At 69.3% G+C, this 19,556-nt stretch carries 18 protein-coding genes and 3 tRNA genes; 9 read left to right on the top strand and 12 right to left on the bottom strand.

Features of this window, described 5'->3' with window-relative positions; genetic code table 11:
- Positions 1-69: 69 nt before the first annotated feature.
- The 3 genes from FBZ89_RS26840 to FBZ89_RS26830 form a co-directional block, all read right to left on the bottom strand.
- Positions 70-1,539, bottom strand: coding sequence for a cryptochrome/photolyase family protein (locus FBZ89_RS26840; RefSeq protein WP_145753768.1), 1,470 nt, complete (start codon positions 1,537-1,539; stop codon positions 70-72).
- A gap of 422 nt (positions 1,540-1,961) precedes the next feature.
- Positions 1,962-2,696, bottom strand: coding sequence for a ligase-associated DNA damage response endonuclease PdeM (gene pdeM, locus FBZ89_RS26835; protein ID WP_145753766.1), 735 nt, complete (start codon positions 2,694-2,696; stop codon positions 1,962-1,964).
- Between the two features lie 20 nt (positions 2,697-2,716).
- On the bottom strand, positions 2,717-3,661 hold the full coding sequence (locus FBZ89_RS26830) for an AraC family transcriptional regulator (RefSeq protein ID WP_145753765.1): 945 nt from the start codon (positions 3,659-3,661) through the stop codon (positions 2,717-2,719).
- Positions 3,662-3,820: 159 nt separating this feature from the next.
- Here FBZ89_RS26830 and FBZ89_RS26825 point away from each other — a divergent pair, with 159 nt between their 5' ends.
- Positions 3,821-4,171 (top strand): carboxymuconolactone decarboxylase family protein, encoded by a 351-nt coding sequence (locus FBZ89_RS26825; protein ID WP_425465981.1) that lies wholly within the window; start codon positions 3,821-3,823, stop codon positions 4,169-4,171.
- Positions 4,172-4,237: 66 nt separating this feature from the next.
- On the opposite strand, the gene FBZ89_RS26820 is transcribed toward FBZ89_RS26825, so the two are convergent.
- Positions 4,238-6,727: a ligase-associated DNA damage response DEXH box helicase gene (locus tag FBZ89_RS26820; RefSeq protein ID WP_145753763.1), complete on the bottom strand. Its 2,490-nt coding sequence runs from the start codon at positions 6,725-6,727 to the stop codon at positions 4,238-4,240.
- A gap of 71 nt (positions 6,728-6,798) precedes the next feature.
- Between FBZ89_RS26820 and FBZ89_RS26815 the strand changes: the two genes are divergently transcribed.
- Together FBZ89_RS26815 and FBZ89_RS26810 are read left to right on the top strand one after the other, a co-directional pair.
- On the top strand, positions 6,799-7,584 hold the full coding sequence (locus FBZ89_RS26815; RefSeq protein ID WP_211115366.1) for a 5'-methylthioadenosine/adenosylhomocysteine nucleosidase: 786 nt from the start codon (positions 6,799-6,801) through the stop codon (positions 7,582-7,584).
- Between the two features lie 78 nt (positions 7,585-7,662).
- Entirely contained in the window at positions 7,663-8,622 is a 960-nt protein-coding gene (locus tag FBZ89_RS26810) for a pseudouridine-5'-phosphate glycosidase (protein WP_145753759.1), read from the top strand.
- 135 nt (positions 8,623-8,757) lie between these two features.
- Here FBZ89_RS26810 and FBZ89_RS26805 read toward each other — a convergent pair whose 3' ends face one another.
- Entirely contained in the window at positions 8,758-9,660 is a 903-nt protein-coding gene (locus FBZ89_RS26805) for an NAD(P)/FAD-dependent oxidoreductase (protein ID WP_246172605.1), read from the bottom strand.
- 134 nt (positions 9,661-9,794) lie between these two features.
- On the opposite strand from FBZ89_RS26805, the gene FBZ89_RS26800 reads away from it, so the two are divergent.
- Positions 9,795-10,268, top strand: coding sequence for an Rrf2 family transcriptional regulator (locus FBZ89_RS26800; RefSeq protein WP_145753758.1), 474 nt, complete (start codon positions 9,795-9,797; stop codon positions 10,266-10,268).
- A 15-nt stretch (positions 10,269-10,283) separates the two neighbouring features.
- Here the strand turns inward: FBZ89_RS26800 and FBZ89_RS26795 are convergent, their stop codons facing one another.
- From FBZ89_RS26795 to FBZ89_RS26775, 5 genes are all read right to left on the bottom strand, one after another.
- Positions 10,284-11,447: a bactofilin family protein gene (locus FBZ89_RS26795; protein WP_145753756.1), complete on the bottom strand. Its 1,164-nt coding sequence runs from the start codon at positions 11,445-11,447 to the stop codon at positions 10,284-10,286.
- A gap of 144 nt (positions 11,448-11,591) precedes the next feature.
- Positions 11,592-12,755, bottom strand: coding sequence for a succinylglutamate desuccinylase/aspartoacylase family protein (locus FBZ89_RS26790; RefSeq protein ID WP_186457603.1), 1,164 nt, complete (start codon positions 12,753-12,755; stop codon positions 11,592-11,594).
- Positions 12,756-12,854: 99 nt separating this feature from the next.
- On the bottom strand, positions 12,855-13,319 hold the full coding sequence (locus FBZ89_RS26785; protein WP_040848567.1) for a helix-turn-helix domain-containing protein: 465 nt from the start codon (positions 13,317-13,319) through the stop codon (positions 12,855-12,857).
- Between the two features lie 168 nt (positions 13,320-13,487).
- Positions 13,488-14,366, bottom strand: coding sequence for an N-carbamoylputrescine amidase (gene aguB, locus FBZ89_RS26780; protein WP_145753752.1), 879 nt, complete (start codon positions 14,364-14,366; stop codon positions 13,488-13,490).
- Positions 14,367-14,600: 234 nt separating this feature from the next.
- On the bottom strand, positions 14,601-15,902 hold the full coding sequence (locus FBZ89_RS26775; RefSeq protein ID WP_088870996.1) for a pentapeptide repeat-containing protein: 1,302 nt from the start codon (positions 15,900-15,902) through the stop codon (positions 14,601-14,603).
- 297 nt (positions 15,903-16,199) lie between these two features.
- On the opposite strand from FBZ89_RS26775, the gene phoU reads away from it, so the two are divergent.
- Both phoU and FBZ89_RS26765 read left to right on the top strand, forming a co-directional pair.
- Positions 16,200-16,913, top strand: coding sequence for a phosphate signaling complex protein PhoU (gene phoU, locus FBZ89_RS26770; protein ID WP_145753750.1), 714 nt, complete (start codon positions 16,200-16,202; stop codon positions 16,911-16,913).
- Positions 16,914-17,029: 116 nt separating this feature from the next.
- Complete coding sequence (locus FBZ89_RS26765; protein WP_145753748.1) at positions 17,030-17,791, top strand: hypothetical protein; 762 nt, start codon at positions 17,030-17,032, stop codon at positions 17,789-17,791.
- A gap of 18 nt (positions 17,792-17,809) precedes the next feature.
- Here the strand turns inward: FBZ89_RS26765 and FBZ89_RS26760 are convergent.
- Together FBZ89_RS26760 and rlmB are read right to left on the bottom strand one after the other, a co-directional pair.
- A tRNA-Thr gene (locus tag FBZ89_RS26760) sits at positions 17,810-17,885 on the bottom strand.
- Between the two features lie 49 nt (positions 17,886-17,934).
- Positions 17,935-18,915 (bottom strand): 23S rRNA (guanosine(2251)-2'-O)-methyltransferase RlmB, encoded by a 981-nt coding sequence (rlmB, locus tag FBZ89_RS26755; protein ID WP_145753746.1) that lies wholly within the window; start codon positions 18,913-18,915, stop codon positions 17,935-17,937.
- A 170-nt stretch (positions 18,916-19,085) separates the two neighbouring features.
- Here rlmB and FBZ89_RS26750 point away from each other — a divergent pair.
- The 3 genes from FBZ89_RS26750 to FBZ89_RS26740 form a co-directional block, all read left to right on the top strand.
- Positions 19,086-19,171, top strand: a tRNA-Tyr gene (locus tag FBZ89_RS26750).
- Positions 19,172-19,268: 97 nt separating this feature from the next.
- A tRNA-Gly gene (locus FBZ89_RS26745) sits at positions 19,269-19,342 on the top strand.
- A gap of 65 nt (positions 19,343-19,407) precedes the next feature.
- Positions 19,408-19,556, top strand: a 149-nt coding sequence (locus FBZ89_RS26740) for a GTP-binding protein (protein WP_246172597.1), incomplete at its 3' end; no start/stop codon positions are given.

Raw genomic sequence — 19,556 nt, 5'->3', positions numbered from 1 at the left:
CCGCTGCCCGCGTCAATCGCGGGTCCCTGGTCATCCATCTGATCTCGCATCGGCATTTAACCCCAGAGGTCAATCGTTGTCGTCCCTGATCGCCGCGAAGGTGTCCAGCGCCCGCTGCCGCGCCGCCTTGTGCTCCACCACCGGGTAGGGGTAGTCGTGGCCCAGGCGCACGCCGGCCGCCCGCAGGGTGATGGGATCGGCAGTCCAGGGCTGGTGCAGCACGCGGTCGGGCAGGCGCGCCAGCTCGGGCACCCAGCGGCGCACATAGTCCCCCCGGGCGTCGAACTTCTCCCCCTGCAGCACCGGGTTGAACACGCGGAAATAGGGGGCGGCGTCGGCACCGCAGCCGGCGATCCATTGCCAGCCGGCGGCGTTGTTGGCCAGGTTCGCGTCCACCAGCGTGTCCCAGAACCAGGCCTGGCCGGCGGTCCAGGGCAACAGCAGGTGCTTCACCAGGAAGGACCCCACCACCATGCGCACCCGGTTGTGCATCCAGCCGGTGGCCCACAGTTCCCGCATCCCGGCATCGACGATGGGGTAGCCCGTGAGGCCGCGTTGCCACGCCGCCAGATGGCCAGCGTTGTCATCCCAGGCGAAGGCCTCGAACTTCGGATTCAAGGGGCGTTCAGGCAGGAAGGGGAAATGATAGAGCAGGTGGTGGCAGAACTCGCGCCACCCCAGTTCGCGCAGGAACGAGTCCACGCCGTCCATCCCCCCCTGGGCGCCCCGGGGGGCGGTACCATGGGTCCGCGCGGCCGCCCAGATCTGGCGGGGGGAGATCTCGCCGTGGTGCAAATGGGGGGACAGGTGGGACGTCAGCGGCTGCGCCGGGTAGTCGCGCCCCTCGGGGTACCGTGCCACGGCCTGGACCAGGAAATCCTCCAGACGCTGTCGCGCGCCCGCTTCGCCGGGTGTCCAGCTGTCGCGCAGGCCCCCCGCCCAGTCGGGCCTGGTGGGAAGCAGGCCCCAATCCTCCAGCCGGTCGCTGTCGGGCGGCGTGGGCAGGGCGGCCAGGTGCCGGGGGGCGGGTTCGGGCAGCCCCGGGTCCAATCCCTCCCGCACGGCCTTCCAGAAGGGGGTGAACACCTTGTAGGGGCCGCCCGTGCCGGTCTTCACCGTCCACGGTTCCGCCAGCAGGGCTGCATTGAAGCTGTCGACGGCGACGCCCTCGGCCTTGAGGTCGGCTTTCAGCGCGCTGTCGCGGGCTATGGCGTGGGGCTCGTAGCAGCGGTTCCACACCACCGCTTCCGCCCCCGTCTCCCGCACCAGGGCATGCAGCGCCACGTCCGCGCGACCCCGCCGCAGGATGAGGGGGCAGCCCAGGTCGCCCAACGCCCCGGACAGGGCCGCCAGGCTGTGGTGCAGCCACCAGCGCGACGCGCCCCCCGGCGCCCACGGTCCCGGCGTGTGGTCGTCCAGGATGTAGACTGGCACCACCGGCTTGCCGGATTGGACGGCGCGGCCCAACGCGGGGTTGTCGGCCAGGCGCAGATCTTGACGGAACCAGACGATGACGGGCGGCTTCGGGGCGGCGGACATCAGGCGAACCCTAGCATTTCTGCAGATGACAGGCATGCGCCGGCGTGCCGGCGTGGTGTGAGCGCTACAATAGCGGGCAAGAAAAAAGGGGACATTCGGGGCTGGCCGCAGGGCTGGCGCGGGTTTTGGCAGGATGTTGGACGGAACGTCGCAGGACGAACCGCATATGACGTAAGATACGTACCCGTCCATCCGGTGGATCACCCCGGGCGAAATCTATTCCCCACCCTATACTGATGTATTGGCGTGCTTGTTTTTCCCAGCGGGGATCCTATTTGAAACAGTGTCCGCTCGATGATCCAGTGTACCGGTTCCCCCATCCCGGCCTGGCTGCGCACCCCCCAAAGCGCGTTCAGCGGACGACCTAAGGGCGGCCCGGGTCCCCCCATCCCCGGGCCGCCCGTTTCCTTTTTGGGACCCTGTCAATATGTGCCGGTATTCGCCAGGTCAGGCCCCAGGATGTGGGTCGAGTGGAAGGCGTAGCCGCGATCGCGATGCAGCAGCACGATGTTGAAGGCGCCGGGGAACAGGCGGCGCAGGGCCGCCTCGCGCACGTCCAGCCCGCCGGTGTAGGCGCCGAAGGCCGGCAGCACCAGGCGATGCCCGTCGGTGATGAAGCAGCGCCCCCCCACCCGCCGCGCCCGCGTGGGCACGCTGGCCTTGGGGTGGTAGTGGCCGGAGATCTCCCCCGCCGGGGTGACGTCCTGCGCTTCATGGCGGAAGACCAGCGGGCCCTCCACCCAATCGTCCACCACTCGGCCGCCCCAATCCGGCGGCGGGGCCGGATCATGGTTGCCCACCACCCATAGCCACTCATGGCCCTGGATCAGGGCCGCCAGGCGCCGGCCGTCGTCCGCCGACACGCGGGCGCCCGCGCGCTGGTCATGGAAGCTGTCACCCAGGCATAGGACGCGCCGCGGCGCCAGGCGGCGGCAGGTAGCCTCCAGCCGCGCCAGGGTGGCCGCGGTATCGTAGGGGGGCAGCAGGGTGCCGCGCCCGGCGAAGGCCGTGCCCTTTTCCAGGTGCAGGTCGGCCACCACCAGCAGGCCCCGGTCCGGCCAGAACAGGGCGCCGCTGGCGTCCGCCAGCACCACGGCCCCGTTGACGGTCAGGCTGGTCTGGTCGCCGGTGCTGCCGGTGCCGAAACGGGCGTTCATGCGAAAAAGATCCCCTTCAGTCAGGCGCGCGCCGCGTCCCGGTAATCCCCGGGGGCGGCATTGTAATGGCGTTTGAAGGCGCGGCTGAACGCGCTTTCCGATTCATAGCCCACGCGGGCCGCCGTTTCCGCCAGCGACAGACCCTCGGCCACCAGGTGGCGCACGGCCAGCGTCATGCGTACCTGGGCCAGGAAGGTCAGCGGGGCGGGGGCACCGGCGGCGCGGAAGGCGCGCACCAGGCTGGCGCGGGATAGATGGGCCTGGTCCGCCAGTTCGTCCAGGCTCCAGGGCCGGGCGGGGTCGCCCACCAGGGCCGCCACCACCCGGGCGGTCGCCGGGCGGGCCAGCAGTCCCGCCACCTCCGTGCCCTCGCCGTGATCCTCCAGGTGTCCGCGCAGGATCATGGTGAACAGGGCGCGGGCCAGATCGGTGGCGATGGCGCGGGCGCCGGGGCGGGGGGCGGCCACCTCATCACGGATGGTTTCCACCAAGCGGGCCAGGTGCCGCCCGCCGCCGCGCAGGTGCACTGCTTCCGGCAACAGGGCCAGGAGCGGGTTGTCGGCCACGCGCTCAAAGGCGAATCGCCCGCAGATCAGGTCCAGGGCCGGGGCGGGAGAGGCGCCGCCGGACAGGTCGCTGGTCCGCCGCACCTCCACCACGCCGTTGTCGTGACGCTCCAGTCTTGTTGTGGCGTCGGCCGGGGCGCCGGCGGTACGCACCGTGTGCCGCGCGCCATGGGGCAACAACAGGACATCGCCGCCGCTCAGGTCCAGCGTCCGGTCCAGGTCGGGCAGCAGCACCTGGGCCTTGCCCGCCGCCACGATGTGGAAGGGCGCCAGACCGAGGGGTTCCCGCCCGTGCGGGGCCGACCAGCCGGGCCCGAACAGGCAGCGCTGCTCCACCTGCGGGCGCACCTGGATCAGGGGGGCCAGCGCGCTCAGCACATCGTTGCGATCGTCGTCCATCGACTTTGCTTCATCCAGCCAACGTTGATCCTGCCGGTCACGACCTCGATCCGCCCGGGCATTCAGCGGCGGGCGGGCCGGCGCTACCTTTCCCTCATCGAAACGCACACCGGACGGCGCTTCACCCGATAGCGCCCCGCGGATGAAAGGAAGCAGATCATGATGCTCGATTGGAACCAGTATCGTCAGCAGATTGGCGCCGGCGTCGGTGCCTATGCCAAACTCAGCCCCGACACGGTGAAGGGCTACGTCACCATCAGCGGCGCCGGCCAGCACACCAACCACCTGGACGCCAAGACCCGCGAGCTGATCGCCCTGGCGGTGGCCGTGAGCGTGAAGTGCGACGGCTGTATCACCGTCCACACCGACGCCGCCATCAAGAATGGCGCGACCAAGGAGGAAATCGCCGAGGCCCTGGGTGTGGCCGTGGCCATCGGCGCCGGCGCCGCGCTGGTCTACACCACCCGCGTCATAGACGCCTACGACAGCCATCCGTCCAACGTCGGCTGACGCGGGCGGCAACTATGGTTCCAAACGGCGCGGGAGCGATCCCGCGCCGTTTTGGCGTCTACCGCCTCAGAACGGCAACAGCCCCTGGCCTTGGCGCATGGTCTTGGGCAGGGCTTCGGCCGCCAGTTCCTCGGCCGCTTCCTGCAACAGCACCTCGTCCGCCCGGCCGCCCACCATGACGCGGCCGATCTCCAGCAGCACGGGCACGGCCAGGGGGGAGATGCGGTCCAGCGCCATGTGGCGGATGTGCCCCTTCACGCGGGCCAGCATGTCGGCCAGGCGGCGCACGTCAGTCAGGCCGGCGGCGGCCTCGGCGCGGGTGGCCTGCAGCAGCAGGTGGCCGGGGTCGTGGCGGCGCAGCACGTCGTAGATCAGGTCGGCGCTGACGGTCATCTGGCGCTTGGTCTTCTCCTCGCCCGGGTGGCGGCGCTCCAGCGTGCCGGCGATGGTGGCCACGGTTTGGAAGGTCCGGCGCAGCATGCTGGACTCGTCCATCCATTCCTCCAGGTCGTCGCCCAGCATGTCCTCCGCGAACAGGGCGTCCATGTCGGTGGCGGTGCTCAGCGACCAGATGGCCAGGACATAATCGGTGGCGACAAACCCCAGCGGGTGCAGGCCCAGCCGCTCCATGCGGCGGGTCAGCAGCATGCCCAGGGTCTGGTGGGCGTTGCGGCCCTCGAAGGTATAGGCCACCAGGAACTCCTTGCCGCCGCGCGGGAAGGTTTCCACCAGCAGGCCGGTGCGGTCGGGCAGCGCCGAGACATAACGCTGGATGCGCAGCCATTCCGCCACCTCCGCCGGCAAGTCGCGCCATTGGCCGGGGTCGGCCAGCATGGCGCGCACCCGGTCGGCCAGGTGGGTGGTCAGGGGCAGGCGGCCGCCGGCATAGACCGGCACCTTGGGCTGGCCCTGGCCGCCCTTGACCACGATGGCGGCGTTGTCGCGCATGCCGACGAAGCGCAGCAGCTGGCCGCCGAAGATGAAGGTGTCGCCCGGCACCAGGCCCTGGATGAAATATTCCTCCACATCGCCGATGGACCCGCCATTGGACATACGGACCTTGACCGTCGGTTCTTCCACGATGGTGCCGACGTTCAGGCGGTACTGCCGCGCCACCTGGTAGTTGGCCAGCTGCCACAGCCCATCCTCCCGCCGGCGCAGGCGCTGGAAGCGTTCATAGGCCCGAAGGGCGTAGCCGCCGGTGGCGACGAAATCCATGATCTGCTCGAACCGCTCCCGGGTGAGATGGGCGTAAGGCGCGCAGCTGGTGACCTCGGTGAACAGGTGCTCCGCGTCGAAGGGCCCGGCGCAGGCGGTGCCCACAACGTGCTGGGCCAGCACCTCCAGCCCGCCGGGGCGCGGCGGGTCGCCGTCCAGGGTGCCGGCGTGGACGGCGTCGATGGCGGCCTTGCACTCCAGCACCTCGAACCGGTTGGCGGGAACGAGCAGGGCGCGGGAGGTCAGGTCGATGCGGTGGTTGGCGCGGCCGATGCGCTGCAGCAGGCGGCTGACGCCCTTGGGTGCGCCGATCTGCACCACCAGGTCCACGGCGGCCCAGTCGATGCCCAGGTCCAGGGAGCTGGTGGCGACCACGGCGCGCAGGGCGCCCCGCGCCATGGCCGCCTCGACCTTGCGGCGCTGCTCGGTCGATAGGCTGCCGTGGTGCAGGGCGATGGGCAGGGCGTCGGCATTCACCCGCCACAGCTCCTGGAACACCAGTTCGGCCTGGGCGCGGGTGTTCACGAAGATCAGGGTGGTGCCGCAGGCCTTCACCTGCTCATAGACGTCCGGCATGGTCTGCAGCGCCATGTGCCCGCCCCAGGGGATCTCCATGGTCAGCAGGATGCCCACCTCCGCCGGCGCGCCGGGGGCGCCGCGCACGATGTTGACCGGGGTCGCGGGGGCGACCGGATGGTGGGGCAGGGCCAGATAGTCGGCCAGCGCTTGGGGATGGGCCACCGTGGCGGACAGGCCCACCCGGCGGGCGCTGGGCGCCAGGCTGCCCAGCCGCGCCAGGTGCAGGGCCAGCAGGTCGCCGCGCTTGCTGCCGGCCAGGGCGTGCAGCTCATCCACGATGACGGTGCGCAGGGTGCCGAACAGCGTTGCCGCCTCGGGATACGACAGCAGCAGCGCCAGGCTTTCCACCGTGGTCATCAGGATCTGCGGCGGGTGGGCGCGCTGGCGGCGGCGCTTGGCCTCCGGCGTGTCGCCGGTGCGCGTCTCCACCCGGATGGGCAGGCGCAGCTCCGCCACCGGCTGTTCCAGGTTGCGGGCGATGTCCACCGCCAGCGCCTTGAGGGGGGAGATGTAGAGGGTGTGCAGCCCCTCGCGCGGGCGTTCCGACAGCTCGATCAGGCTGGGCAGGAATCCCGCCAGCGTCTTGCCGCCGCCGGTGGGGGCGATCAGCAGGGTATGGTCCCCCCGCTGGGCGGCGCGCAACATCTCCAGCTGATGGGCGTGCGGTGTCCAGCCGCGATGGGCGAACCACCCCGCGATGTTGGCGGGCAACAGCTCTGGATCTGGCCCTGGAACAGAGATTGGCGCGACAGGCGGCATGCCCTCAGGATATATGAGGTTCAGGCCCGGCGCCCAATAGGATGCTGCTAGGCTCCAGTGCGAATAATGGGATGAAGTCCGACATGATCGAGCAGAAGGGCGGCCCGCTGGGGCTGATTTGCGCCATCCCCGAGGAAATCGCCCATTTCGGCGCGCATTTCCGGGCGGAGAGCACACGCGACATCGCGGGCTTCACCTTCCAGCAGGGCAGCATGGACGGCCGCCAGGTGGTGCTGGTGGAGGCCGGCATCGGCAAGGTCAACGCCGCGGTCGTCTCCACCCTGCTGTTGCAGGTGTTCGGTTGCCGTGCCCTGCTGTTTTCCGGCGTGGCCGGCGGCGTGGACCCGGCCCTGGCCATCGGCGACGTGGTGGTGGCGACCCGCCTGGTGCAGCATGACTACGGCGCCCTGGCGAAGGGTGAGCTGAAGGTTTACCAGCCGGGGGTGCCGCCCCTGCCGGGCTTCGACGAGGCCCACGGTTATGACCTGGATCAGGGACTTGAGGCCAAGGCCCGCGCGGCCCTGGACGGCCTGGTGCTGCCGGCCCTGTCGGCGGAGGCCACGGGCGGGGAAGCGCGGGTGCCCGGCATTCATTTCGGAACCGTGCTGACGGGCGACCAGTTCCTGAACTGCGAAACCTCGCGCGACCGGCTGTTCCGCACCTTCGCGGCGCAGGCGGTGGAGATGGAGGGCGCGTCCGTGGCCCAGGTGGCGACGCGCTGGGGCGTGCCCTACCTGGTGGTGCGCAGTCTCAGCGACCTGGCCGGGGCCGACAGCCATATGGACTTTCCCGCCTTCTGCCGGGCGGCGGCGGCCGGTGCCGCCGAATTGATCCGGCGGCTGGCGGCGGTGCTGTAACGCGCTCATGCTACCGAGCAAGCCAAGCGGCCAGATGGCCGCGCCCGGCGCTTGAGGGCATCGACAAAGGGGGCGGGCATGCTGGACTATTGCGTGATCAAGGGGGAGATCGCGGCGGCCATCAAGGCCGGGCGCGCCGTCGTGGCCCTGGAATCCACGGTGATCAGCCACGGGCTGCCCTATCCCGCCAATATCGAGGCCGCCAAGGCCATGGAGGCGACGGTACGGGCCAACGGCGCCGTACCCGCCACCATCGCCATCCTGGACGGCCGCATCCGCATCGGCCTGGAGGCGGAGGATTTCGAGCGCCTGGCCGCCGGCGGCATCCGCAAGGTGAGCCGGCGTGACCTGCCCCTGGTGCTGGCGGCCGGCGGTGACGGCGCCACCACCGTGGCCGCCACCATGATCGCCGCCCGCCTGGCCGGCATCTCCGTCTTCGCCACCGGGGGCATCGGCGGCGTGCACCGGGGGGCGGAGACGACGCTGGACATCTCCGCCGACCTGGAGGAACTGGCCCGCACCGACGTGGCCGTGGTCTGCGCCGGCGCCAAAGCCATCCTGGACCTGCCCAAGACGCTGGAGTACCTGGAGACGCGGGGCGTGCCCGTGGTCGGCTATGGCACGGACAACTTCCCCGCCTTTTACACCGCCCAATGCAACCTGCCGGTCGACAGCCGCTGTGATTCGGCGGACGACGTGGCCCGCATCCTGCGCGCCAAATGGCAGCTGGGCTTGAATGGCGGCGTCCTCATCGCCGTGCCCATCCCGGAAGAGGCGGCCCTGGATGCCGAGGCCATCGAGCAGGCCATCCGCCTGGCGGTGGCAGAGGCCGAGGGGCAGGGCGTGCGCGGCAAGGATCTGACACCTTTCCTGCTGGCCCGCCTGGAGGAATTGACGGAAGGCGCCAGCCTGGTGGCCAACCGCGCCCTGTTGCTGAACAACGCGGCGGTGGCCGCCCGGGTCGCCGCCGCCTACGCCACCCTGCGCCGGGAAACAACGTTGCCGCGCCGCCCGCCCGGCAAACGGGCTTTATACTGAGTGCGGCGGGCATCCCCCCCGCCGCTCCTCGTTTTGCGGTCCGCTATGCTACCCGCAAATCTCCAGCGGCCGCGGTCGTGGCCTAATCGCTACGCTCGGGGACGTGCATTAGTGCGCCGAGCCTCGTGACAAACCTCATGCCGTGAAGATCAGCGAGCGGTGGGCGGCCACGCCGGCCATGGCGCCGCTGGCCACCGCCAGGGGGACGGAACCTGCCAGGCGCGCCACGTCGCCACAGGCGAACACACCGGCGACGCTGGTCTGCTGCATGGCGTCCACCTGGATGCATTGGCCCAGCGGCCCCTCCTCGATGTCCACGCCCAGTTCGGTGGCCAGGGGGCCGGTGATGTGGGTGCGGGCCAGGGTGAAGACGCCGGTCAGGGGAATGGTGCGGCCATCGGCCAGGCGCAGGTCGGCGCCCTCATCGAAGAAGCCGGCCACGGGGGTGCGCTCCACCGTCACGCCGCGACGCGCCAGATCCGCCAGCTCGGCGGCATGGGGATCGACCGCGCCGTTCAGGAACAGGGTGGTGGGCCCCCAGTCGGGCAGCATCTGGGCATGGTGCAGGGACACCGGTCCCGTGGCCAGAACGCCGATGGGGCCCTGGTTCAGCTCATACCCGTGGCAATAGGGGCAGTGGAAGACGTGGCGGCCCCAGCGCTCCGCCAGGCCCGGCACCTCGGGCAGGCTGTCGGTCACCCCGCCGGCCAGGATCAGGCGAGCGCCGCTGACGGGATCGGCGGCGGTCTCCACCACGAAGCCGTGCTCGTCACCCTTCACGCCGGTGGCGGCCCCTTCCCGAATCTCCACGGTGGTGTAGTGCGCCAGCTGCGCCCGGGCGGTGGCGATGATCTGCCCGGGGGCCACGCCGTCCTGGCCCAGGAAGCCATGGGAGGCGTGGGCAAAGCGGTTGCGGCGCTGGCCGGCGTCGATCACCAGCACACGGCGGCGGGCACGGCCTAGCTGCAGGGCGGCCGATAGGCCGGCGTAGCTGCCGCCGATGATCAGGACATCATATCGCATCATGGAGTTGGGCATGGTGAGGCTCCTGGGAATGAAACGTAACTCTGGCTATTACGATTCTGGCCGCGCCGTCAAGACACGCCACTGTGACCGTTGCGAATAGGGGTGGCAGCCGCTAGATTGGGCCGTCACCAGGAAAGGTCAGGGTTGTGAGCAAGGATTCGCGGCTGGCGCGCATGGCGCATGTCCTGGTCCACATGGCCTTCAACGATGGGGCGGCCACGTCGGACACCATCGCCCGCATGCTGAACACGAACCCGGTGGTGGTGCGCCGGACCATGGCGGGCCTGCGCGACCGGGGCTATGTCGCCTCGGAAAAGGGGCCGCGCGGCGGCTGGCGCCTGACGCGGCCCTTGGAAAATCTCACCCTGCTGGATGTGCACCAGGCGCTGGAGACGGCGTCGGTCTTCACCATTGGCCCCAGCGACGGCCATGTGGCATGCGCGGTGGAGCGTATGGCCAACCGGGCCATCACCGGTGCCCTGAACCGGGCCAGCGCGGCGCTGGAGGCGGCGCTGGGCCAAGTGCGTCTGTCCGACATCCTGGCGGAGGGGCAGGCGCTGCGGGCGGCGATGGACCAGGGCCGCCCCCATCAATGCCCTAACGCGGTGGCGGCCCAGTAGGCGGCCCCCGGCGGCTCAGTAGGCCGCTACCGGCCCCCGGCGGCGCAGGTGGCTGACCAAGCCGCCCAGGCCCATCATCAGCAGGCCGACCTTCACCAGCCCGCCCACGAAGGGGATCAACTGCAGCACGGCCAGGATCAGGACCACCAGGGCATAGCGGCGGATGCGGTCGCCCGGGCTGACCGGTGGGCCGCGGCGCTGGGTCACCATGTCGGCCAGGGCGAAGCCGGCCAGAGGCATCGCCACCATCAACGCCAGGACGTAGGCGAAGCCCAGCACCAGGGCCACCGGGATGCCGATGATGGTGATCAGGCAGAACAGGCTGAACAGCGGCACCGCGACCAGCAGCACCAGGCCCTTCACCGCCGCCGGGCCGGGATCGCCGGCGATCCCGGCGGCCACGTTGGTGACGGCGCCGGGGAACAGGATGTAAAGCACCGCGCCCACCAGCAGCATGCCGACGGCGAAGCTGATCATGCCGATGCCGCCGAACCAGGGCATCCAAATGTGCCAGCCGCTGTGGTGGTGGCCGCGGGTGTCGTTGCCGCCGTCCGTGTCGGCGTCTTCATCCCGGTCCCGGTGGCGGTGGCGTTCCATGCCGTCGCCCTTGTATTGCACCTTACCCTCGATATGGGCGCCGGCCGGCAGCTCCAGTGCGTGGCCGCCGCTGAAGGTGACGTCGCCCATGATATGGGCGCCGGGCTGCAGGATCAGCTTGCCAGAGGTGGCGTCGACGTCGCCCATGATGGTGCCGGCCACCGTCAGCTCGCCGCCCTTGACGGCCACATCGCCCGCCACCGTGCCGTTCAGCGTGACCTCGCCCCCCAGCAGGGTGGCGTCGCCGGACACGACGGAACCCTTCTGCATGTCGATGTTGCCGGCCACCAGCACGACATCGCCGCCCACCTGGCCCGTCAGGGTGGTGCTGCCCGACATCACGATCAGGCTGTCGGCCACCGTGCCGCTGACCGTGGCGGTGGAGCTGATCAGGATGGCGCTGCCGGCCACCGTGCTGTTGAGCTGGACGTTGCGCCCCAAGGCGATGACCGTATCATCGGCCGTCTGATCGACGGTGATGTTGCGCCCGGTGTACCAGGCGGCCTCCGCCGGCGCCGACAGTATCGCCATCAGCCCAGCCAACATGAAGGCGGCCAGCGCCGCCCGAAATCCCCGCACCATGATATCCCCGCGCTGACTCAATCCCGTCGCTCACGCGACGGGGGCTTCTCCCGCCGCCACTTTCCCTGGAACCTGGCCCAGGGGCAAGGGCCGCCCGCGTGGACGGGAAGGGGGCCATTATCAGGAAGGGGGCGGCCGAAGAGGTCAGCGGGCCGTCAGCAGGCCGCTGCCTTCCTCGGCCAAGGGGCGGTCGCCGGCGATGCTGGTAATGATGGCACCGGCGGCGGTGTAGCGCTGTTCAGCCCGGGCCCAGACGATTCCCGGGGCGCGGGCGCGGGCGGGATGGCGGATGCCGGTGACGGGGTCCACCACCTCCGCCACCGTCTGGCCCACGGTCACGGTGTCGCCCAGCGCCACGGTGTAGAGGACGACCCCGGCCACGGGGGCGCGCACGCGGTCCACCCCGGCCAGCGGCGTCGCCTGGCAGGCGGGGGCGGGTGCCGCGCCCGCGTCGCCCGCCAGCAGGCCGCGCCGGGTCAGCACGCGCACCAGCGCGTCGGCGTCGGCCGCGGCCAGGGCATCATCCACGTCGCGGCGGCCGCGCAGCTCGATGGTGGCGGCCAGGCAGGCGGCGGGCAGGGGCGGCACCGCGCCCGACAGGCCGGCGGTCAGGCGGTTGCGCAGGCGCCACCACAGCCCGGAACAGGCCTCGTCAAAGGGGTTGCCACCGGACTCCAGCGCCAGGAAGACGGCGCGGCAACCCAACTCCGCCATCACGTCGGTGGCGTCGGGCCACGATTCGGTGCCGGTGTAGGCGTGGACCAGGGCCTCGCTGTCGCAATGCAGGTCCAGCACCAGGTCCGCGTCGATGGCCAGGCCCATCAGGATCTTGCGCAGGCTGTCGGCTTCGGTCGCCGTTTCCCAGGCGGCGATGGCGGCCAGGGCGGCCCGGCGTACCAGGACGACGTTGGCGGCGGCGTCAGGCCCCAGGCGGCCCAGCACTTGGTCGGCCACGGGGGCGGCCAGGTCGGGGAAGTCACGGTTGAAGTTGACGCCGCTGCTGAGGGCGAAGCGGCCGATGGCCGTGCCCAGCACGGCTTGCGACAGGCCGATGGGGTTGGCGTAGGGCACCAGGATGATGTCGCCCCGCACGCGGCCTTCCGCGTCGGCGGCCTTCAGCCGAGCCAGCAGGTGCTGCGCCACCAGCAGCCCGGGGATCTCGTCGGCGTGCAGGGCCGCCTGGATGTAGGCCTTGGGGCGCGGGGCGGAGGCGTCGGTGCGTGCCGGGCCGAAGCGATGGACGGTCACGGCCCGGTGGGTGCCCGGAAAGCCATGGTCCAGGAGGATATCTTCGGTGGTCAGCGGCATTCCGGCATCCGCGGGTGAGAGGGCCTCAAAAGGCAACCGCCGGATGGGGGCCATCCGGCGGTCGGCACTATACCTGAAAAAACGTGACGCTTTCAGGCTTTAGGCGTCTTCAGCTTCCCGAACGTCGCCGCCGAGGGCCTTCAGCAGATCGAACGCGCGGCGGCGCACGGCGCCGTCCGGCACGCGGTAATAGGCGCGCACCAACTCCAGCGTCTCGCGCCGGGCCATGGTCTCGCCTTCCTCGCTGCCCAGCGCGATGCGCGTGGCCTGCTCGGTCGCCGGCAGGTCTTCGAAGAAGTACCCGACGGGCACACCCAGCACCTGGGAAAGGTTGAACAGCCGGCTGGCGCTGATGCGGTTCATGCCCCGCTCGTACTTTTGCAGCTGCTGGAACGTGATGCCCACGGCCTCACCCAGGATTTCCTGGCTCAGACCCAGCAAAGTACGGCGCAAGCGCAAGCGATTGCCGACATGGATATCGATAGGATTGGGACCCTCGCCACGCTTGGAAAGTGAGTACGCGGACGCAAGGGTACCGGTCACAGAGCTCTTTTGAGCACCCATTTGTATTGACCTCAATTTAACAACTGCCACCCCTCATTTATCGCAGAATCGCCCTTGGCAAAAGGATTTATCTGAGGATGCGGCAGTTGAGGCCAATGCATGACACATTTGTAATGGTTATTGTTGGTTAACGCGCCATTTGCCTACCGAATTGGCAAGGATTTGCCATCAACCCCTGCGTGTGCGTCCATCCAGGGTCAACAGGGGCGCATAGAGTTCCGGCCGGCGGTCGCGGAACACCCCCCAGGAGGAACGGACCTTCGCGATTTCGTCCAAGTCGAAGGTGGCGGTCAGCACCATCTCCTCCTCGCGATTCGCTTCTGCCACCTTCTCGCCCTTGGGGCCGGCGATGAAGGAGGAGCCATAGAAGGTGATGGACCGGTCGTCGTCCGGCTCGGTGCCCACGCGGTTGCTGGCCACCAGCGGCACCAGATTGGCGCCGGCATGGCCCTGCATGACCCGCTGCCAATGGTCACGGCTATCCAGGGTGGGGTCCTGCGGCTCCGACCCGATGGCGGTGGGGTAGAACAGGATCTCCGCCCCCTGCAGGGCCATGACGCGCGCGGCCTCCGGGAACCATTGGTCCCAACAGATGGCGGTCCCGATGGTGGCGTAGCGGGTCTTGTAGACCTGGAAGCCGGTGTCGCCGGGGCTGAAGTAGAACTTCTCCTGATAGCCCGGGCCGTCGGGGATGTGGCTCTTGCGGTAAATGCCCAGGATGCTGCCGTCGGCGTCGATCATGGCCAGGGAGTTGAAGTAGGCGTTGCCCGCCCGCTCGAAGAAGCTGGTGGGCAGGACTACCTGCAGCTCGCGGGCCAGGGCGCTGAAGCGGGCCAGCACGGGATGGCCCTCCGCCGGGGCCGCATGGGCGAAATGCGCGGCCTTCTGGTTGATGCAGAAGTAGGGCGTCTCGAACAGTTCCTGCGGCAGGATGATCTGGGCGCCCTGGGCCGCGGCGCGGCGCACCAGCGCCTCCACCCGGTCGATGTTGCCCCCCTTGTTCCAGTCGCACCACGTTTGGGTGGCCGCCACCGTCACCTGTCGCATCGCGCACTCCCTTCCTTCAGCAACCCATTCTGAAACCGGGCCTATGATAACCGTCTTCGTGACAGGCACTAGCGCGCCGTTGGGCCTTAAATGGTGCGGGTTGGGCCCGGTTCCAGCGCATGGCCGATTCGCATCGGTCGCGCGGAATCGACCGGGCGGCAGACCGTCACGGCGATGACCGCGGCGTCACCCCACCTGTACTACAGCGGTAGGTCATCGCTCCGATGGCGGCGCTTATTCGTCGTCGTCGTCGATCTGGGCGGGCATGGCGGCGCCGTCCAGGATGGCGCCCTCCAGCTGGGCGCCGCGCAGGTTGGCGTCGATCAGGTTGGCGCCGGACAGGTCGGCGCCGCGCAGGTCGGCGCCCGACAGGTTGGCGCTGCGCAGGTTGGCGCGCTGCAGGCTGGCCTTCAGCAACAGGGCGTCGGCCAGGTTGGCGGGCCACAGCCGGCCGATGGGGCGGCCGTCCGGCCCCTTGATGTCGACAGAACCGATCTCGGCCCCGTCCAGCTTGGCGCCCGTCAGGTCGGTGCCGCGCAGGCTGACGCCGTCCAGGGTGGCGCCCGTCAGGTCGGCGCCGCGCAGATCGGCCCCGGCCAAGTCCGACATGATGAACATGGAATCGCGCAGCTTGGCGCCCACCATCTTGGCACCCTTGAGGTCGGCGCCGCTGAGGTTCACGCCCTTCAGGTCGATGTGGCTCAGGTCTTCGGCCGCCAGTTCCGCCCGGATGCCCTTGGCGCCGTTGCTGAGTATCCAGGTGCGATGGTGGCCCAGCGCCTTCTGGATCTTCTCCGAGAAGTTTTCCGAACCACGCGCCAGATTGGCGCCGGTGGTGTCCACGCCCGTCAGGTCGACGCCGTCCAGGTTGGCGCCCGTCAGGTCGGCGTTCATCAGGATGGCGCCGGCCAGGCTGGCGCCGGTCAGGCGACAGTCCCGCAGCACGGCGCCCGTCAGGTTGCTGCCCGACAGGTTCACGCCGCGCATGTCGCAATTGGTGAAGTTGGCCGACTTCAGCACCGACTTGGCCAGGTTGCAGCCCGACAGCTGCGCGCCTGAGCAATCGGCCCCCACCATGCTGGTCTCGCTGAGGTCGGCGCCCGCCAGGTTGGCGCTGGACAGCAGGGCGTCGTCCATGTCCGCGCCGCGCAGGTCGGATTGCTGCATGCTGACCTGGCCGGGCCCCCGGCGGTCCAGCAGTGCGCCGCCGCGCAAGTCGGCCTCACGCAGGATGGCGCCTTTCAGGCGGGCGCCGCGCATGTGGGCGCCGCGCAGGTCGGCGCGGTACAGGTTGGCGTTGATCAGGACGGCGCGGGTCAGCTTGGCGGCGAACAGGTCGGCCATGCTGAGGTTGGCGGTGGTGAAGTCGCAGCCGGTGAGGTTGGCGCCCGACAGCTTGGCCGATTGCAGGTTCATGCCGACGAAGCTGGCGCCCTGCAGGTCGACCAGGGGCAGCATGGCGCGCGCGCCGCCGGTCTTCCGCTTCAGCCAGCGATCATGCTTTTCCAGGACGGCGATCAGTTCGTGCGGTGTCATGCCCCGATTGGGCCCCTCAGCAGCGTTCACAAATTTGCGGGCAGTCTGTATTTCTTTCGGGCTGGTTACAACTAAACATCCTATCCCTTTGCTAAGAAAACATTGACGCTGGCGGCACATTGGACAAGCTAGGCCGTGAATCTGCAGCCGGCGCTGCGGGTAAAGGGGGCGGGACCCGGTCGGAATTGGAGGCCGTGGTCCTTTAAGGTCCCGGTAATATCGATCCTGGGCTGCCCCTTCCGGGCATGCCTCCGTTCATCGTTTTCGCCGTTTATCGCTTTCAAGGAACAAGAGCCAATGTCGACCGGCCATATCGTGGCGTCCTATGACGAGGAACTGGCCCAGCTGCACCGCACCATCACTCACATGGGACGGTTGGCTTCCACACAGCTGAGCCGGGCATTGAAGGCGACTTTGGAGCGTGACGGCGATCTGGCCGCCGCCGTCATGGCCGACGACGCCCAGGTCGATGCCCTGGAGCAGCAGATCGAAAACCAGACGCTGAAGCTGCTGGCGCTGCGGGCCCCGGTGGGCCGGGACCTGCGTGAGGTGGTGGCGGCGCTGAAGATCGCCAACAACCTGGAACGCATCGGCGACTTCGCCGCCAACGTGGCCAAGCGCTCGCTCGCCCTGAACCAGATGCCGGAGGTGGAGCTGACCCGCTCGCTGCGCCGCATCGGTGACGCCGCCAACGACATGCTGACCCGGGTGGTGACGGCGTATGCCGATGCCGACGCGGCGGCGGCGCTGGCCGTGCGCGAGGCGGATAACGAGGTGGACCTGGCCTACACCGCCCTGTTCCGCGAGCTGCTGACCTATATGATGGAAGCGCCGCAGCGCATCACCGCCTGCACCCACCTGATGTTCGCCGCGAAGAACCTGGAGCGTATCGGCGACCACGCGACCAACATCGCCGAGACGCTGTGCTTCCAGGTGCTGGGCCAGGCCCCCGATGCGGAACGCGCCAAGGGCGACGACACCGCGCTGACCATCGTCACGCCGCCGTCGTGATGTCCGGGGGCCCCGGAAACCAAGCATAAACCTGGCACGTGGTTTGCTGTGATGACTGGTGGGGGCCGTCCGGTGGCGGCTCCCCCGCTAGAATCGAGCCGCCAGAAATGACTCCCATGTCCCGCGCCGCCCTCCGGTCCCGCCTATCAATCCATCTTCGCACCCTACCCATGGCGGCGTTTGGCGGTCTGCTGCTGGCGGGCGGCCTGGTGTCCGGCTGTTCGGAGCGGCCCATGGCGGCCGCCTTCCTGACGCCGCCGCAGTACAAGATGGAAACGGCGGCCCATTGGGTGATCGTGGCCAAGGACGTGGCCTCGGCAGTTTCCGCCTATCTGCAGGAGCAGACGGGGCAAAAACCGCCGGTCCAGATCTATCTGACGCGGCACAGCGACACCCCCTTCGCCGATGCCTTCCAGCAGGCGCTGACCACGGCCTTCGTCCAGAACGGCCACGCCGTGGCCATGGAGCCCAAGCCCGACGTGGTGGCGGTTGCCATCGACGCCAACGCTATCGCCCATCCCAAGTTCACCAACGCCAACCACACCGTGCCCGGCCCGCTGACGGCCCTCGGCGCCGGTGTGGCCGTGGGCAAGGTCTTGCTGGACGCCATGCCCTGGGGGATCACGGCGGCGGCCGGCGGCCTGGCGCTGGACACCGCCCGCGCCACGGTGGAGGAGACCTCGACCGAACTGATGCTGACCGTCTCCATCAGCCGGGACGGCTACTACATCTACCGCTCGCAGGCCGTCTACTACGTGAACGACGACGCGCTGGCCGAATATGTCGGCGGCCCCGGCACCCACTACCGCAGCTTCAACGACGTGCCCGAGAGTAATGTCGGGCTGGATCTGGGCCACAAGCCGTATGTGATTCGCTGACGCCGGTGGGCGGAAAACTGGTGCCGGCTGCGAGACTTGAACTCGCGACCTACCGCTTACAAGGCGGTTGCTCTACCAACTGAGCTAAGCCGGCGTCCCAGGGGGCACCCCGGAAAGGCCGGGGCGCCGAATGCGGGCAGACCTTAGCGTCGCCGCGCGACCTCGTAAAGCGCCACGGCGGCCGCGTTCGACACATTCAGGCTGCCGATGGGGGGCTGGGTCGGTAGATGGGCCAGCGCGTCGCAGCGTTCCATGGTCAGGCGGCGCAGGCCGTCCCCCTCCGAGCCCATGACGACGGCCACGCGGCCCGGGAAATCCAGCGCGTGCAGAGGCTTGGGGCCTGATTCGGCCAGGCCGACGCAGAAGAATCCGCCGTCCTGCAATTCGGTCAAGGCCCGGGACAGGTTGGTCACCCGCACCAGGGGAACCACCTCCAGCGCGCCCGAGGCGGTTTTGGCGAGCACGCCCGTCACCTCCGGCGCGTGCCGGTCCTGGACGATGACGGCCTTGGCGCCGAAGGCGGCGGCGGAGCGCAGGATGGCGCCCACGTTGTGCGGATCGGTCACCTGGTCCAGCACCACCACCATATCCGTCTCCCCGCAGGCGCGGGCGACGTCGGCGATGTCCAGCTCGGGCAGGGGGCTGGCGTCCAGCACCAGGCCCTGGTGCACGGCACCGGCCGGCAGCAGGCGGTCCAGCGCCTCGCGCTCCACGATCGTGGGCTCGGGCCGGGCCAGGCCGGCGGCCTTGGCCTGGGCGAAGGCCTCGGTCATCAGCTCCAGGCCCGCCGGCGTGGCCAGCAGGGCCTTGCAGCGCCGCTCGGGATTGGTCCAGGCGGCCACCACCGGGTGCTGGCCATAGAGCATGCCGGGCTTGGGCGTGGCCTTGGGGGCCGCGGGCTTCTTGGCGCCGCCCCGGGGCTCACCGCGTCCCTCGGCCCGTCCCTCGGCGCGCGGCGCGCCGTCGGCACGTGCCTCCTGCGCGCGCGGACGTTCACCCTGGCCGCGCGGCGTGGACGCGCCCGGGCGGCCGCCCTCGCGGGGCGGGCGCGGGGAATTGGGGGAGGAGGGGCCGTTGCCGCCGGAGCGGGAACCACCCTGGTTGGAAAATCCAGATCGCTTCATGATGCCATCCTTAGCGCCAAGCGGTGCAGGGTTGCCACTGGTTTCCGCAGGGCATGGCACGGTTGCCGCCTAGTCTTTTCGCCCAACCAACATTTCCCCGTTGACAGGAGGGGGTCGAAACGCCTACCCACCTGTCCACCGTTTTCGACCCCGGTCGGACACGCGGCGACGGAAGGGTGGCCGAGTGGTTAAAGGCAGCAGACTGTAAATCTGCCCGCGTTAGCGTACGTAGGTTCGAATCCTACCCCTTCCACCACTTTGCCGGTAAAACCGCCCCCCAGGGATGAGGGGTGGGTTTACTGGCTCCCCGCGTGCGCGAAGCAGTTCCGGGGTATGGGGCGGCAGAGACTTAGGCGGGTGTAGCTCAATGGTAGAGCAGAAGCCTTCCAAGCTTACGACGGGGGTTCGATTCCCCTCACCCGCTCCAGTACGAAGCTCCACGCGAAATCCTAAAGCTTAACTTCAGACTGTCAGGCAAAGGCGGATAAGACCATGGCCAAGGCGAAATTCGAGCGCACCAAGCCGCACTGCAACATCGGCACGATCGGTCACGTTGACCATGGCAAGACGTCGCTGACGGCTGCGATCACGAAGGTGCTGGCTGAGACCGGTGGCGCGACGTTCACCGCGTACGACCAGAT

Source organism: Nitrospirillum amazonense, from assembly GCF_007828045.1.
In the GTDB taxonomy this organism is placed as follows: domain Bacteria; phylum Pseudomonadota; class Alphaproteobacteria; order Azospirillales; family Azospirillaceae; genus Nitrospirillum; species Nitrospirillum amazonense_C.
This window is presented reverse-complemented; position numbering and strand designations above follow the sequence as displayed.